Source organism: Cupriavidus sp. FW305-26, assembly GCF_058787975.1.
This window is the reverse complement of sequence record NZ_JBYTAH010000072.1, coordinates 23,137-35,578: the sequence shown is the minus strand read 5'-3', so window position 1 is coordinate 35,578 and position 12,442 is coordinate 23,137. Positions and strand designations below refer to the sequence as shown.

19 protein-coding genes are annotated in these 12,442 nt (G+C 61.0%); 8 read left to right on the top strand and 11 right to left on the bottom strand.

Annotated elements, in window-relative coordinates:
• The coding region (locus AC3WQZ_RS29285; RefSeq protein WP_492301747.1) for an ISNCY family transposase at window positions 1–1,008 on the top strand (1,008 nt) is incomplete at its 5' end.
• Window positions 1,009–1,501: 493 nt separating this feature from the next.
• Here the strand turns inward: AC3WQZ_RS29285 and AC3WQZ_RS29280 are convergent.
• From AC3WQZ_RS29280 to AC3WQZ_RS29270, 3 genes are all read right to left on the bottom strand, one after another.
• Window positions 1,502–1,831: a type II toxin-antitoxin system HicB family antitoxin gene (locus AC3WQZ_RS29280; RefSeq protein WP_058698124.1), complete on the bottom strand. Its 330-nt coding sequence runs from the start codon at window positions 1,829–1,831 to the stop codon at window positions 1,502–1,504.
• Window positions 1,821–1,994, bottom strand: a complete 174-nt coding sequence (locus AC3WQZ_RS29275; protein ID WP_233528055.1) for a toxin HicA — start codon at window positions 1,992–1,994, stop codon at window positions 1,821–1,823. Before AC3WQZ_RS29275 ends, AC3WQZ_RS29280 begins: the two co-directional genes overlap by 11 nt.
• 305 nt (window positions 1,995–2,299) lie before the next feature.
• The gene (locus AC3WQZ_RS29270; protein ID WP_058698125.1) at window positions 2,300–3,223 is read right to left on the bottom strand and encodes a DNA-binding protein; all 924 of its coding nucleotides are present in this window, start codon (window positions 3,221–3,223) and stop codon (window positions 2,300–2,302) included.
• A gap of 350 nt (window positions 3,224–3,573) precedes the next feature.
• On the opposite strand from AC3WQZ_RS29270, the gene AC3WQZ_RS29265 reads away from it, so the two are divergent.
• Both AC3WQZ_RS29265 and AC3WQZ_RS29260 read left to right on the top strand, forming a co-directional pair.
• Window positions 3,574–4,341: a DUF6884 domain-containing protein gene (locus tag AC3WQZ_RS29265; RefSeq protein WP_233528057.1), complete on the top strand. Its 768-nt coding sequence runs from the start codon at window positions 3,574–3,576 to the stop codon at window positions 4,339–4,341.
• Window positions 4,338–4,670, top strand: a complete 333-nt coding sequence (locus tag AC3WQZ_RS29260) for a hypothetical protein (RefSeq protein WP_233528058.1) — start codon at window positions 4,338–4,340, stop codon at window positions 4,668–4,670. The genes AC3WQZ_RS29265 and AC3WQZ_RS29260 overlap by 4 nt, the downstream gene beginning before the upstream one ends.
• Window positions 4,671–4,754: 84 nt before the next feature.
• On the opposite strand, the gene AC3WQZ_RS29255 is transcribed toward AC3WQZ_RS29260, so the two are convergent.
• From AC3WQZ_RS29255 to AC3WQZ_RS29245, 3 genes are all read right to left on the bottom strand, one after another.
• Window positions 4,755–4,976: a DUF2188 domain-containing protein gene (locus AC3WQZ_RS29255; protein WP_081050298.1), complete on the bottom strand. Its 222-nt coding sequence runs from the start codon at window positions 4,974–4,976 to the stop codon at window positions 4,755–4,757.
• A gap of 66 nt (window positions 4,977–5,042) precedes the next feature.
• Window positions 5,043–5,333 (bottom strand): DUF2188 domain-containing protein, encoded by a 291-nt coding sequence (locus AC3WQZ_RS29250; protein WP_081050317.1) that lies wholly within the window; start codon window positions 5,331–5,333, stop codon window positions 5,043–5,045.
• Window positions 5,334–5,419: 86 nt separating this feature from the next.
• Complete coding sequence (locus tag AC3WQZ_RS29245) at window positions 5,420–5,650, bottom strand: XRE family transcriptional regulator (protein WP_233528059.1); 231 nt, start codon at window positions 5,648–5,650, stop codon at window positions 5,420–5,422.
• 576 nt (window positions 5,651–6,226) lie between these two features.
• On the opposite strand from AC3WQZ_RS29245, the gene AC3WQZ_RS29240 reads away from it, so the two are divergent.
• From AC3WQZ_RS29240 to AC3WQZ_RS29220, 5 genes are all read left to right on the top strand, one after another.
• Window positions 6,227–7,189 (top strand): tyrosine-type recombinase/integrase, encoded by a 963-nt coding sequence (locus tag AC3WQZ_RS29240; protein WP_070940836.1) that lies wholly within the window; start codon window positions 6,227–6,229, stop codon window positions 7,187–7,189.
• A gap of 8 nt (window positions 7,190–7,197) precedes the next feature.
• The gene (locus tag AC3WQZ_RS29235) at window positions 7,198–7,449 is read left to right on the top strand and encodes a hypothetical protein (RefSeq protein ID WP_058698128.1); all 252 of its coding nucleotides are present in this window, start codon (window positions 7,198–7,200) and stop codon (window positions 7,447–7,449) included.
• A 131-nt stretch (window positions 7,450–7,580) separates the two neighbouring features.
• A complete protein-coding gene (locus AC3WQZ_RS29230) occupies window positions 7,581–8,012 on the top strand; it encodes an HU family DNA-binding protein (protein WP_058698129.1) in 432 nt (143 codons plus the stop codon).
• Between the two features lie 904 nt (window positions 8,013–8,916).
• Window positions 8,917–9,462, top strand: coding sequence for a hypothetical protein (locus AC3WQZ_RS29225; RefSeq protein ID WP_081050318.1), 546 nt, complete (start codon window positions 8,917–8,919; stop codon window positions 9,460–9,462).
• Between the two features lie 16 nt (window positions 9,463–9,478).
• Window positions 9,479–10,033: a DUF6283 family protein gene (locus tag AC3WQZ_RS29220; RefSeq protein WP_143010729.1), complete on the top strand. Its 555-nt coding sequence runs from the start codon at window positions 9,479–9,481 to the stop codon at window positions 10,031–10,033.
• A gap of 640 nt (window positions 10,034–10,673) precedes the next feature.
• Here AC3WQZ_RS29220 and AC3WQZ_RS29215 read toward each other — a convergent pair.
• The 5 genes from AC3WQZ_RS29215 to AC3WQZ_RS29195 are packed head-to-tail and all read right to left on the bottom strand — an operon-like array spanning window position 10,674 to window position 12,366.
• Window positions 10,674–10,952: a hypothetical protein gene (locus AC3WQZ_RS29215; protein ID WP_058698133.1), complete on the bottom strand. Its 279-nt coding sequence runs from the start codon at window positions 10,950–10,952 to the stop codon at window positions 10,674–10,676.
• A 15-nt stretch (window positions 10,953–10,967) separates the two neighbouring features.
• Window positions 10,968–11,438, bottom strand: a complete 471-nt coding sequence (locus AC3WQZ_RS29210) for a hypothetical protein (protein WP_081050300.1) — start codon at window positions 11,436–11,438, stop codon at window positions 10,968–10,970.
• Window positions 11,439–11,451: 13 nt separating this feature from the next.
• Window positions 11,452–11,631, bottom strand: a complete 180-nt coding sequence (locus tag AC3WQZ_RS29205) for a hypothetical protein (RefSeq protein ID WP_058698135.1) — start codon at window positions 11,629–11,631, stop codon at window positions 11,452–11,454.
• 14 nt (window positions 11,632–11,645) lie between these two features.
• A complete protein-coding gene (locus tag AC3WQZ_RS29200; RefSeq protein ID WP_058698136.1) occupies window positions 11,646–12,083 on the bottom strand; it encodes a DUF29 domain-containing protein in 438 nt (145 codons plus the stop codon).
• 49 nt (window positions 12,084–12,132) lie between these two features.
• The gene (locus AC3WQZ_RS29195; protein WP_058698137.1) at window positions 12,133–12,366 is read right to left on the bottom strand and encodes a hypothetical protein; all 234 of its coding nucleotides are present in this window, start codon (window positions 12,364–12,366) and stop codon (window positions 12,133–12,135) included.
• Window positions 12,367–12,442: the final 76 nt, after the last annotated feature.

Genomic DNA, 12,442 nt, shown 5'->3' with positions numbered 1-12,442 from the left:
AAGGTCTACCAGCCTCGTAACCGGCGCGCCTGCTATGGCGAACTGATCCAGATCGACGGCAGCGATCACCGCTGGTTTGAGGAGCGCGCCCCAGCCTGCACCCTGCTGGTTTACGTCGACGACGCCACCAGCCAGATCATGGAACTACGCTTTACTCATTCGGAATCCACGTTCACATACTTTGCGGCGACGCGGGCCTATCTGGAGCGCCACGGCAAGCCGGTGGCGTTCTACAGCGACAAGGCCAGCGTTTTTCGGGTCAACAAGAAAGGGGCAACCAGTGGCGACGGCCACACCCAGTTTGCGCGGGCCTTGTTCGAGCTGAACATCGAAGGTATCTGCGCCAACAGCAGCCAGGCAAAAGGCCGTGTCGAGCGGACTCACCTGACCTTGCAGGACCGGTTGGTCAAGGAGTTGCGCCTGCGTGGGATCAACACGATGGAGGCAGCCAATGCCTTCATGGCGGAATTCATCGCCGACTATAACGCGCGCTTTGCCAAGGCGCCGCGCAATGACCACAACGCCCATCGGCCGCTGCGACCCGACGAGAACCTGGATCTCATCTTCGCGTGGCGCGAGCCGCGCTGTGTGTCCAAGAGCCTGACGATTCAGTACGACAAGATGCTCTACCTGCTGGCGGATACGCCAGAGCATCGGAAACTGGCCGGTCGCTATATCGATGTCTATCACTATCCGGACGGCAGAATCGAGCCACGCGCAAATGGCGCCGCCCTGCCCTACACGATTTACGATCGGCTCTCGGAAGTGGATCAAGGCGCGATCGTTGATAACAAGCGCCTGGGGCACGTATTGCAATTAGCGCAATACGTTCAGGAGAAGCGCGACAACACGCGGTCACTCTCTGTGCCTGGCACGGAGGGGGCTCCCCGCAAGCGTGGACGACCGCCCGGCAAGAAGTCGCAGCGCTCGCTGGGCCAGAACGATATGTTGGAAGCGCTGCAACGGTTGCAGCAGCAGCCGTGGCCGCTGAACGGAACGGAGAATTGATTTCAGCTTGACACCTGGAAATTCAAATCCGCCCTGCTGGCATGACGGCCTCACCCTGATCACAACTCTGCCGCTTCAGGCCAGCACCACCGCCCTACGGGAACCCCAAAAAAGACAGAACAAACAAGCTGGACAGACACCGGACAACCGGACATTTTAACTTTGCCGGGACCCGGACATTTCAACTTAGCTTTGACAACTGGTATGTTTTGAAGTGTTGCGCTGTGGCGGCGGTCGGCCACAGTAGTTCAAGGCTTTCCAGGCGATTCTGCGCAACAGATGCGGCGACTACCATCGCGCAACAGCGGGCCATTGGCTTTTTCCTCTGCAAGCCGTCTTTTGACCTTGAAAACCGCTGCATCGGCTCTTGCCAAGGGTCACGCAACACCATCCCGACCCACCAAGAATGCGTCATATGCCGTATAAATCACTTATGGCAGGATGTAGCATGGCGCCCAGGCCGCTTTCGCCGGGATAATTTGACTGGCATTACCTATGCCAGAACAGCCAGGCGAGCGCTGACGAGCCGGTTAAGGCTGACGCCTTGCTCCGCCGCCTGCGTCGCCAAGGAACGATGCAACTCCGGCGGGATGCGAAGCGATAGGACGCCGCTATATTGCTTGTCCGCCAGCGGAACGGGGACTTCTTCGCCGCCGGACTTCATGTCGGCAACGGCTTCCGCCACGACCTGCCGGATACCGGCCAAGGCGTCTTCAGGCGTGGAGGCGAGCCAAGACAATGACGGGAACTCTGCGCATAGCCCGACGTGCTCCTGGTCCTCGGTCGACCAGGTTACTCGGTACGTATAGTGGTCAGTTGGCATTTTTTCCCTCGTGCAGCTTCTCAATCGCCTTCAGCACTTGGTTGGCTTTCCCCTTGTCATTCTGAATGTTCACACGTGGGTCGCCCGGCCAAGGTGTTTTAAACACTGCATGGCTAGTGCCCGATTGCCTGGCGGTACCGAAATATTCTTCGCACACCTTCATGAGGTTCGAAAACCGCACATTGGCTGGCAGGCTCCTGGCGCATCTGCGCCAAGATCTTACGGGTGTCTGTCATGACAGCGTGGTATCAATAGTGCAACCATTTGAAAATCAAAGTGCGCGAACGGCTCAGAACGCCTTACCCGGCAAAACCCAGTCGAGCCGTGCGCGCCGGCCGCGCGGGGCGGTTGAAAGGCGGGTGTTTAACACCGAAGCGAGAACCGCTTGCCTCAAGTGCAGAGGCTCACGCAGCGCCCGGCTCTGCTATACGACCACCCAAGGACCCGAGCTGGAGATGCCGATCGCCGTTAGCGCCGCCGACGGGGTCGCGCCGGCGGTTTGCTTTCGTCGGCCCCCGTTGCGTTCGCGCTCGCTTCGTCCGGTTGCTGACTCCCAACGGCGGACGTCTCCGCGCCCTTGGCCTCCAAGTGAGCACGCAACGCTCTCAGCTCGGCCTGTGCCTCAGCGGCCAGGCTGACCGCTTCGATTAGCTTGTCCCGCGTGGACTGATGCGCGGCGTGCACCTCTGTCAGTTCCTGGCGTGCTTGCCCTTCCCGCGTCTCGGCGCTACTCAAGCGCGCTTCAGCGCGTTGGCGAGCCGCCTCTTCTGCCGCGCGCTGGGCTTCGGCAACGGCCGCGGCCTTCTCGGCCGCGGCGCGCAAAGCCTGCTCGCTCCCCCATTGACCCCGTACCGCGACCACTTCGTCCTCCAGGCGAGACACTGCTTCCAGGCGCAGTTCCGCTTGTGCCAGCGCGCGCCGTACGCGTGCCAACTCCTCCTGTTGGCGTGCCGCCCCTTGCTGCAGACGCTCAATTTCGTCGGCCTGCTCGTTCGCCCTGCCCGCGACGGTATCGCGATCGGTCGTCACTTCCAAGAGCTGCTGCGCCAGGTCGTCTCGCTCCTTTTCAAGCGCTTCGCCGTTCGCTGCCATCGCGGCGAGCTCATTCATCGCCTGCGCCAGGGCGGCCTCCGCTTCGGCGGCCGCTTCCTCGGCGACTTTGGACAACTCGGCGCCCAGCGCGGCAAGGAGGCGTGAATTCGGTTCGCTGAGCTTGCGTGGTGGCCGCTTCTGCTGCTGTTCCTGCCAGGTCGACCAGTACCGATGAATCGTGTTCATGCTGCCGCTGCCCAACCGCTCGCGCACCGCGGTCAGCGTTGGCTTTAGCTGTTGGGCGACCAGCGCCTCGGCAACCGCGGCCACTTGCTCGTAGGTGATGCCCGGACGTGCCATTTCGTATTGCTCGTGCTCCGTTGATATCGTATTGAAAATAATACGATACGATACGAAAAACAAGTACGAAACGACGGTGAAGGGGGAAACGGGTGCATGGCCCCGGCAGACGCCGCCGAGCCGCTCGGCCGCCGAACAGGCTGGGTGGAAAGGCCGCGAGCGGCCAAGGGTCTACCTCGAGACTGGTAGGCGCCCCGTCGCAAGGGGCCGCAACGACCCGAGGTACTCGATTTCCGGCGGAATGGATGCGGAATCGAAAGCGCGAAATCTAGCGCCAACCGTTCGGGCGTCGCTCCTTGACTTCGCGTTGGTGCCGATAGAGTGAAAGCATCCCTTCGACAACGATGCCAATGCTCTCCCACCAAACGCAGCTCCCCCTGTTCCCGACCTCGTCGGGCCGCGTCCATCCCGCCAGCGCGTCGGCGCTACTGCTACTTGCCTGTTCCGGCACGAAGCTCGACCGGCAGGCGCGTGCCATTGACCTCTACCAAGGCGTGATGTACGACTCCTATCGGGCGCACCTGCGACGGGAGGCTAGACCGAATGTCCTGATCCTCTCCGCACGTCACGGCTTCCTGGATCCGCACGCGGTGATCGATCCCTACGACCAGCGCATGACCGCGCAGCGTGCCGACGCGATGTTGGCCGATCTGCCGGCATTCGCGGGATCGGCGAACTGGCCAGCCCAGGTCGGCAAGGTGTTGCTGGCCGGCGGCAAGGAGTACCGCCGTGTCATGCGCGCCGCGCTCGCTCGCCAATACAACACCACGCTGCCGGCCTTTCAGGAAACGACCGGCGGCATCGGCATGCAACGCTCACAACTCGGCGCGTTTCTCGACGGTCTTGCGCCGAGGTTCAACGAGCCGATGGGCCATCACCCCAATGGCACGCCGCTCTACCGGCGCTACGGCTGGATCGAAGCCGGTGCCGTGACTGGCCTGATCTACCGGGCGGCCCCTTACCTGCCCGCCGTCAAGGCCCGTGTGCTTGCCTTGTTCCAAGGCCCATCCGGACCGACCGCCGACGCGGAGGTCGAGGAAATCATCCGCGGTCGCACCAGCATTGGCCCTCGCTGGGTCGGCGTGGCGGATCTTCACCCGCTGCAGGAGGCCGCGTGAGCGAATTCGAAAAAGCGCTGCACCAGGAGGCGAAGGCGCTCAGCGAGAATCTCGATGGCACAGCTGGCCAGCTATTGGCCCTCACGCACGCCGGCTACAAGGCGTGGGCCAAGGAAGGCAATCTGCATTTCCCGGAGCCAAAGCGCTACGCCCTGCTCCACGAGATCCTGCGCTACTGCGCCTACGGGAGTTTGCTCGAGTGCAATCCGACGCAATGGGATAGCCTGCGGGAGATTGCCGAGATGCTGGATGGGCGGTACCCACGTTATGCGTGCACGCGAGCGCGTCTGCGTGCGCGCCGCAACCGCTATGGCAGACCGTGCGTCTAACGTGCCAACGGTGCGTGCCCTGCCACAGCTGCCAGCGATATCCGCCTCGTCCGAGGCGGGCGATAGCCGCCATGTCGGACTGCCCTATCCAACCACGTCCGCCGGATTGACGCTCTCCGCGCGCAGTCGTACGCTGCCAGCTAGCGGCTGGATGTGAAGCTCGATATTCTCTCGACGAGCTCTGGCCCAGCCGGCACAAATCGCGGCTTCTAGCGTGGGGAACAACTGACGCGGCTCCGGTGTGCCGTCTATTTGTAGCGCCCACTGATGTTCGGCCGGCACGACGCTAATACTGTTTGCAGGCATCAGAAGCTCCAAAGATCGCCGCAGGCCATGCCGCGACGCCAGATGCCACCCCGTGGGGGAAGCGTATCACCCCTTGATCGAGCGTGGATCGTTGCCGAAAGAGTTGCGCTCGCGGAGCTGACCGTCCCGACCATGGATCAGCAGTTCGACCTTGTCTTGGTTGGCCTTTTCTGTCCCGGCGGCAATGGCCTCTTCCTCGCTAGGGAAGTGTGACCGCCGTCCGTGCCCTCGAATGCGACCGCCCCAACGAGCGCTTCTTCGCCGATTTTCCCCGCACGCATGGGCGGCCGCCCACGCCGCAGCCGGGGAAAAGCCGCCCACAGGATCGGCACTGAATCGGATGGCCCAGCAAGGCATAAGGCGCGTCAGCATGCCAAGCGAATGGCATTTCCGTACCGGTCGAAGACCGCACCCGGGCATGACGCCCGTCCTGATCGGCGTCTCTAGCCTTCCAGCCAGGCATGCTGATCCCTGGCCGCATCGCCGATCTTGGCCGCATGAGCCGCTGCCTGTTCGAGCCAAGGCGCATGCGCCTTGGGTACGACCAGCATCGTCAAACCCAGGCCGTCCAGCACACGCAGGGCGTGCTCGAGATTGACGCCCTTGCCGTTCTCCAGCTTGGACAGCATGCCGATCGAGACAGCGCAATGCCTTGCCGCCTGGTCAATCGGCATCCCCTCCCCTGCCCGCGTGGCTCGAATGCGCTCGCCCAGTTGGTGAATGGCGCGAATTGTCGCGCGCGAAGGCGGCGTCGGATCAGGTAGTGGTCGCGGCATGGAGGCCCGTCCCGTGAAGAAGAGAGGTCAGCGTGGAAGCTGCTCGTCACGATTGTTTCATGAACGTGAAATTATACTCCACAACGCTGTGGCGGCCCTCTATGCCGAAGGAAACTGGCCAGCCCCGCCCGACAAACTCGTGGCGTTAGCCCATGCAGGTCTGAAGGTGTGGGCGAAGGTCGGCAATCTCCAGTTTCCGCCCGAATAGCGGTATGCGCTGTTACAGGAAATCATGCGCTACTGCGCCTGGGAATGCCTGCTCGCGTGCTGCTTCACGCAGGAGCTCCGCTTGGAGCGGATCGCGGACATGCTGGATGCCACCTATCCACGCTATGCCTGCACCCGCGCAAAACTTGCCGCGCGCCGCAACTGCTATGGCAGGCCGCGGTTCCGAACCCTCTCTTGGAAGCAATACACGCCGCGAAGCGGCGGCACGAGTGGGAGATGAGATAATTTCAGTATATAACAGCGGGTATGGCGCAAATGGACTCCCTCTGGCTCAGCAACCCGACCCAGGCTTATCGCGACTGGCAGGCGCGTGAGGCGGCCGGCGCAGATCGCCGCCCCTTCTCAGCACGCTCGATCGTCCAACATCAGGCAATGTTCGAGCATTTCCGCCGACACGTGATGACCAGGGGCTCGACCATCGCCTCATTTGGCACCGCCGATGTCGACGCGTTCTGGCAGACGACCGACGGCCGGTCGTACTCCCAGGCTACCCGCATGCGGTATGTGAAGCTGCTGGACCGCCTGTGCCGGCATCTGGTCTTCGCCGGCGTGCGGCAGGACAACCCAGCGGCCGCACTTCTCTTTGCTGAGCGCTGGCCAGACGAAGAACCCACACCCCTGTTCCTTGATGAGGCTGAGGATGCGCGGCTACAGGCCTATCTGCTATCGCCTGCCGAGGATCTGGCCGGCTTGCGCAGCCGCGCGATCGTCGCGACATTCCTCGCAACGGGTATTACAGCGGGGGAAGCGCGAGCAGCGCGTTTGAGGGATCTGATTCCGGATGCGAGCCCGCCCTATCTTTTTGTGTCGGCGCACGGCGCACGGGACGCGCACACGGTTCACCTCGCCGACTTCGCGATACCTGTATTGCGGACTTGGTGCGCGCGCCGCTCGATCCTCCCCGTCGAGGGCGACCTACTATTCACGCTCACCCCCGATGGTCGACCGATCACCGACATGAGCTTCGGTCGGATCGTGGCCACAGCACTTGCCGCAATGGGGTTCTCCGGTGCAGAGCCAAGCCCCCGCACGTTGCGCAATACCTTCTGCCGGCGCCATCTCCTGGCAGGCAGCTCACGTGATGAGGTCAGCCGCATGTTGGGGCTGGCCAGCCATCGCACTTGTGACCGAATTGCTGCGACACTGCCGGCAGCGGACGAGCCAATGCACCAAGATAGCTCGCCTGACGCGCCAGCAAAGGCCAAATAAGGAAGATCATGGATATTCCACTGGACACTGTGAAGGTCATTTACCGCCGTGCGATCGACCCAAGGGCGAGCGACGGTGAGGGTGCGGCCTGGTGGGCCGCCGTCGCGGAGGAAGTCATTGCCGTCGTCCGTGCCGAGGACACCGTGGCCGCTGCCAGCGTTATCGCATGGTGGCACCACGACTGGCATGCAGTGGGCGACTCCGCGAGAGCGGCAGCTGCACGCATCCGGCGCGCTTCCCGCGCGCTCAGGATCGGCTGATCGAGCAACCCTTGGCGCGCACACGATATCGGGCCCTCCCTCTTGCATACGCGCCTGCTTTTGCTATTCTTCGCCGGTGCGCCACCCTAAATCGCTTACAGGCGCGCATTTTTTTCTAACCAGACACGACTATGGCCACGAAAGCGAAACCCGTAGCAAAGACTGCAACGAAGACCGCAGCAAAGAAAGCTGCTCCGGCAAAGAAGGCCGCTCCGGCCAAGAAGGCTGCCGCAGCCGCCCCGGTCGCCAAGCCTCTGAAGGACACGTTCAACAAGTCGAGCCTACTCGCCCACCTGGTCACCCAGACCGAGCTGGACAAGAAGACCGTTCAGACTGTGCTGTCCCACCTCGAAAACACCATGGTGAGCGCGATCCATAAGAAGGGCGCCGGCGAATTCACCCTGCCGGGTCTGTTCAAAGTGGCGGCCATCCAGGTGCCGGCCACAAAGAAGCGGTTCGGCAAGAACCCGTTCACCGGCCAGGAACAATGGTTTGCGGCCAAGCCGGCCAGCGTCAAGGTCAAGGTGCGTCCGCTGAAGAAGCTGAAGGACGCCGCAGCGTAATCGCGACGATTCCCGCGAACAAAAAAGCCCCGACTCGCGATTTCGGGGCTTTTTTGCATTGGATCCCTACTTAGAAGGGCGAGGGCTGCGGCGTAGCAACTTGCCGCCATGCCAGCCCCGGTTGCCGGCAGGTCCTCGAAAAGCACCTCCGCAAGCGCAACGCATCGATGTCGTACTCAAGGGTTAGCCCGAGGCGATCCTTGTATGAAGTGCGCCGGGCGATTTCATCGCGCCCCATCCCCTTCAGGCATCCATACTGCGTGTAGACGTGATCAGACAACGCAAAGCACTCAGTCAGATTTCGCCATTCCTTCCACACGGGTAGGGCAAAATTTCGGAGGTGCCATCGAAGTCTCGTCGTCGCCATCCGAAAGAGATGGTCGATGACTTCGCGCTCCGTTAGCTTAGCTTGCATCTCGCTCATGCCTGTGCGGTCGTCACGGGGAAGCCAAAGCTCAAACGTCGGGTCGCCCATCACGGTAGCGATCCCGCGATGTGTTCCATGGCCTTTTCTATGCAGTCAGTCCCGGCACGCGGCAAGGGAAGGATCATCCGGCGCGACACCGTTCGTGACGGCCATTGCACGATAGCGCCTGATTTAACGTGTGCCAACGCCAATCGGTCGCATATCCCGGCGCGTTCGCGTAAGCGTCGTCGGTCGACCACAGTCGCTCGCAACGTCGTGCGTTGCCTGGCAGCGGACCTATATTGACCCGCTACACGGTGTTTGAACTGTCGGAAATGCGGCCACTCGAACGGCTAAAAGCGGTTCGCTTGACAGGGGATTCTACCGGCTACAATACGGTCCAGGTAAGCAAATTCGGCGGGGGGAAGAGAATCACTTATGCGGACAAGCTTGTCACCGGACTATCAAATTGACGCCCCGGAAACGCGTGACAGGGTGATGCATTTCCTCAATGGAATCGGGGTTCCTGCCCGATACGAAGACGGCGCAACCGGCTTCTCCGAAGGATGCTGCATCGCGCAGGGTGCGCTACATGTAGATCCTGCGTGCCGGATTTCGACAATTCTGCACGAAGCGGGGCATCTGGCCATTACACCACGGCGCTTCCGATCACTTATGAACGGAAACCTCTATGCAGGTCATCGCGAAATGCTGAAGGTCGTCGATGAGGCAGGTGTGTATCCGGACGATCCCCTCTATCGTGCAGTCATTCAATGCTCGGATCCAGAAGCCACTGCATGGGCTTGGGCAGCGGGTACCGAATTGGGGCTGCCCGGCGAAGAGATTGTTCGAGACGACGAGTACGGTGGTGATGGTGAGGCAATCCGGCTGGCGCTGCAGATGCGCGCCTACATTGGAGTACACGGACTCGCTCACGCCGGCTTTTGCGCGATTCGCGAGCGTAACGGTGTCGCTGCCTGGCCGCGCCTGCATTTCTGGACGCAAGAAGTTGGATTTCCGGAGTACGTCCCAGCTGGAGAGTAAGGGCAAGAGTTGAACTATGAAAACACCAGGCAAACCTTGTGCATCGTGTCCCTGGCGTCGCGCTGCGGGTGCGGGAGACATTCCAAACTTCGATCTCGAGCTGGCCGAAAAGCTGGCTGATACATGCCCTGACCACCGGGGCATGGGGCCGGACTTTGGAGCCAGTATCTTTGCGTGTCATCAATCCCGGCAAGGAGAGGAGTTCGCGTGCGCTGGATGGCTGGCGAAAGTCGGACACCGCCATCCCGCGGTGCGCCTGGCAGTGGTCTCCGGTCGGCTTGATCCAGCAGCACTAGAGCCTGGCGAGGACTGGCCGGAACTGCATGACAACTATCGGGAAGTGCTGGACAAGCTGCGTGCGACGTCGAATTTTGAAGACGAGGCCAAAGGAGATGAGTCGGCAGTCAAGATCGGGGGATCCAACGCCAGCGTTATTCAGCATTGCCGCCCCGTGGGATCGCCTCACTCTTCAACGGGGCAAGCAGCACGCGCGATTGACGGCACGCCTACACGAATGACGATCCAAAGTCGGAAAGTTGTGGCTTCTACAAAATCTTTGGAGAGTCAGTAGCCGTCTCAATACCCAGCGCTAACTGGTGTTGGTGTGCTCAAACGAGCGCTTACGATAGTCTCGCCGTCAACCTGAACTGGTGTTTGCCGTGAGCCGCTCGTCGCGCTTGCCCCTTTTCCTGTCAACCGCGCTGCTTCAGGACAGCCGCGCGATACCGGGAGCGCAGTAGCAGATCCGGCACCGGCGCGAGGACCTCCGCCATGAATTGAAGCTCGACGCAGGAATCGGCACCGTGTTCCCGTACCGCCCGATCAAATGCGGCCTGCGCCGCTTCCAATTGCGTCTTGACGCGGCACACGCTCAGGCGGCGGCAGCTCTGGCTCCTCGAACATCATGAGCCTCAACTGCTGTGCATGCGCGACCCAACCTCCAACAGATGCCAATGGAAGGTCGTAAGGAAGGCATCCACGCGATCAATCTCATTGCTTGGTCCCCGTCTCATCGACGACTACAACCGTGGTGGCCCACAGAAAACGACTTTGTAGTGTTTGCCCCCCTTGTGGAGCAATACGGGCTTACCGTCTTCGACTCCAGTCCTAGATGTCGCTTTCGCTTCTAACTCATCCCCCACATCCAATCCATCGCTCGCACCCATTGCTCTTATCCGTTTCGCGGTACATCGGCTTCGATCGCAGCATCGTCATCGCAAGCGCTCTTCGTTCCACTCTAGAGCCTCTAGTGCTTCCTCCCCTGCCAGCGATGGACTGAGCGTGACTTCTGCTTGCCACATATCGCCGCTGTCCCGGATGAAAATGAAACCGGAGTCGGACAGCATCTGCGCCGCAGCTGATACCTTCTTGCGCTTCAGTTCCTGCGTTTCCACGCACTCTTCGAGTAGCCGCCGCGCATGTGGCCCCATGGCGCGCAATCGCATCGCCGCCGCGTGCGCATCGGCTTCGGTCTCGTAGTGCAGGAGCATCGCTCTTTTCCTATGTTAGAGCGGCAGACCGGCGACCGAGTACAGCCGAACCGCCGAACGTGGGATGCCAAAGCGCTCAATGGAATCCTCAGTCTGGAGTGGCAGTACCATCAGCCGGTGCATGAAAGCGCCCCCGCTGGGATCGACGTGTGCAAACAGCCTCTCCACAAGTTCCCGGTTCTGCAGCGGCTCATCCACGACCACAATATCAGCACCGTTAAAATCGAACATCGGGTAGTGACCTACCGTAGCACCCCGCACCTTGCCTTCGAAATCGACCTCAACCTTCTCACTCATCAGTAGCGTCTGGCTGTCGGCATACGCAACTCGCAAGCCATCTTGTGCACGTGTTTCTTCCGTCCACTGCTTCAACGACAAGGTCTTTCCCGTTCGGCACCGACCAACGATTCCAAGAACCTTCACTGTTCCAAGACAGTCGCTCACAAGAGCTGCCACTATCGCCGGTGTCAGGATGACGTTGTTCAATTTCTTTTCCGTCTCAAACGTTATCGTTGGTCACGAAGTCCAAGAAGAACTCGAACCACAACCCTTCCTGGCCATCCGGCAGGCTCAGCGGATACTGATCCGGCTTCTCAACCACGCGCGCGCGGTAAGCCTGCTCGAATCGCTCCACATCGCTGCGCAGCTCGGCGATGAAAGCATCGAGGGTCTGTGCCATGCTTTGCTTTTCCGTTATTCAGGGTGGAAATCTTGCGAGAGCACGTCATCAACAGCCCAAGGCAACGCTTCCGGGAAGACATCGAGATCCAGGCCGGTCTCATTGCTCGCGATGCTGCGGGCCTTTGACCATACGATGTCGAGCCACGCAGCATCGCTGAACTTACCCCGCAAGCTTGGGGCTTCATTCAGCACGTAGGCAACTTCCTTGCGCTGTGTGCGAATGTTGAACTGCCAACTCTTGCTGCGGCGGGAAGGCTGAAACTGCCACTTCAGCAGGTGCGCCAGCAGCACGGACATGCGGCTTGCCAATTCGCGTTGTTCGCTCTTGCCCACGTCCTCGATCTCGTCTGCAATGTGCCGAACGTCGATGGCCGACAGCTTGCCCCCACGCAGCAGTGCGGCCTGCTCGCCTGCCCAGGCCACCACATCCTTCTCATAGGCCGTACCCATGACGGCTCCATCAAATGTGGCTTAATGCCAGGTGCACACGTGCACCACGTCAAGCGCGCTCGCTTGGCTTCCCGATCGTCTTCCTGGCGTGATTGATGACCGCATCCGGGCAATTACGCCGCCGCGTACTGTCCGGTGCTGCCAGATATGATTTCCAAGTGGACAGGGAAATCGGAAAGGCTTGCCCCTTGTTGACCAACGCCAGCGCTTCCACCTGGGTGATGCCGGCTTGCACGATCAGCGCACGCAGCTCCGCGCCGTTATCCTCTTTGACTTCGTTCATAACTTCGCGCTTAGGTGCACTTGTGCACCAAGAATAGCACACGGCTCTCCCATGCCGCCTTGGAGCCGTCCGAGCT

Coding starts and splice junctions, on each gene's coding strand:
- AC3WQZ_RS29225 (WP_081050318.1), top strand. CDS start 8,917: ATGCATTTCCTCAATGGAATCGGGGTTCCTGCCCGATACGAAGACGGC.
- AC3WQZ_RS29205 (WP_058698135.1), bottom strand. CDS start 11,631: ATGGCACAGACCCTCGATGCTTTCATCGCCGAGCTGCGCAGCGATGTG.
- AC3WQZ_RS29220 (WP_143010729.1), top strand. CDS start 9,479: ATGAAAACACCAGGCAAACCTTGTGCATCGTGTCCCTGGCGTCGCGCT.
- AC3WQZ_RS29235 (WP_058698128.1), top strand. CDS start 7,198: ATGGATATTCCACTGGACACTGTGAAGGTCATTTACCGCCGTGCGATC.
- AC3WQZ_RS29270 (WP_058698125.1), bottom strand. CDS start 3,223: ATGGCACGTCCGGGCATCACCTACGAGCAAGTGGCCGCGGTTGCCGAG.
- AC3WQZ_RS29230 (WP_058698129.1), top strand. CDS start 7,581: ATGGCCACGAAAGCGAAACCCGTAGCAAAGACTGCAACGAAGACCGCA.
- AC3WQZ_RS29195 (WP_058698137.1), bottom strand. CDS start 12,366: ATGAACGAAGTCAAAGAGGATAACGGCGCGGAGCTGCGTGCGCTGATC.
- AC3WQZ_RS29215 (WP_058698133.1), bottom strand. CDS start 10,952: ATGCTCCTGCACTACGAGACCGAAGCCGATGCGCACGCGGCGGCGATG.
- AC3WQZ_RS29200 (WP_058698136.1), bottom strand. CDS start 12,083: ATGGGTACGGCCTATGAGAAGGATGTGGTGGCCTGGGCAGGCGAGCAG.
- AC3WQZ_RS29255 (WP_081050298.1), bottom strand. CDS start 4,976: ATGCCTGCAAACAGTATTAGCGTCGTGCCGGCCGAACATCAGTGGGCG.
- AC3WQZ_RS29240 (WP_070940836.1), top strand. CDS start 6,227: ATGGCGCAAATGGACTCCCTCTGGCTCAGCAACCCGACCCAGGCTTAT.
- AC3WQZ_RS29250 (WP_081050317.1), bottom strand. CDS start 5,333: ATGCCTTGCTGGGCCATCCGATTCAGTGCCGATCCTGTGGGCGGCTTT.
- AC3WQZ_RS29280 (WP_058698124.1), bottom strand. CDS start 1,831: ATGCCAACTGACCACTATACGTACCGAGTAACCTGGTCGACCGAGGAC.
- AC3WQZ_RS29245 (WP_233528059.1), bottom strand. CDS start 5,650: ATGCCGATTGACCAGGCGGCAAGGCATTGCGCTGTCTCGATCGGCATG.
- AC3WQZ_RS29265 (WP_233528057.1), top strand. CDS start 3,574: ATGCTCTCCCACCAAACGCAGCTCCCCCTGTTCCCGACCTCGTCGGGC.
- AC3WQZ_RS29275 (WP_233528055.1), bottom strand. CDS start 1,994: ATGAAGGTGTGCGAAGAATATTTCGGTACCGCCAGGCAATCGGGCACT.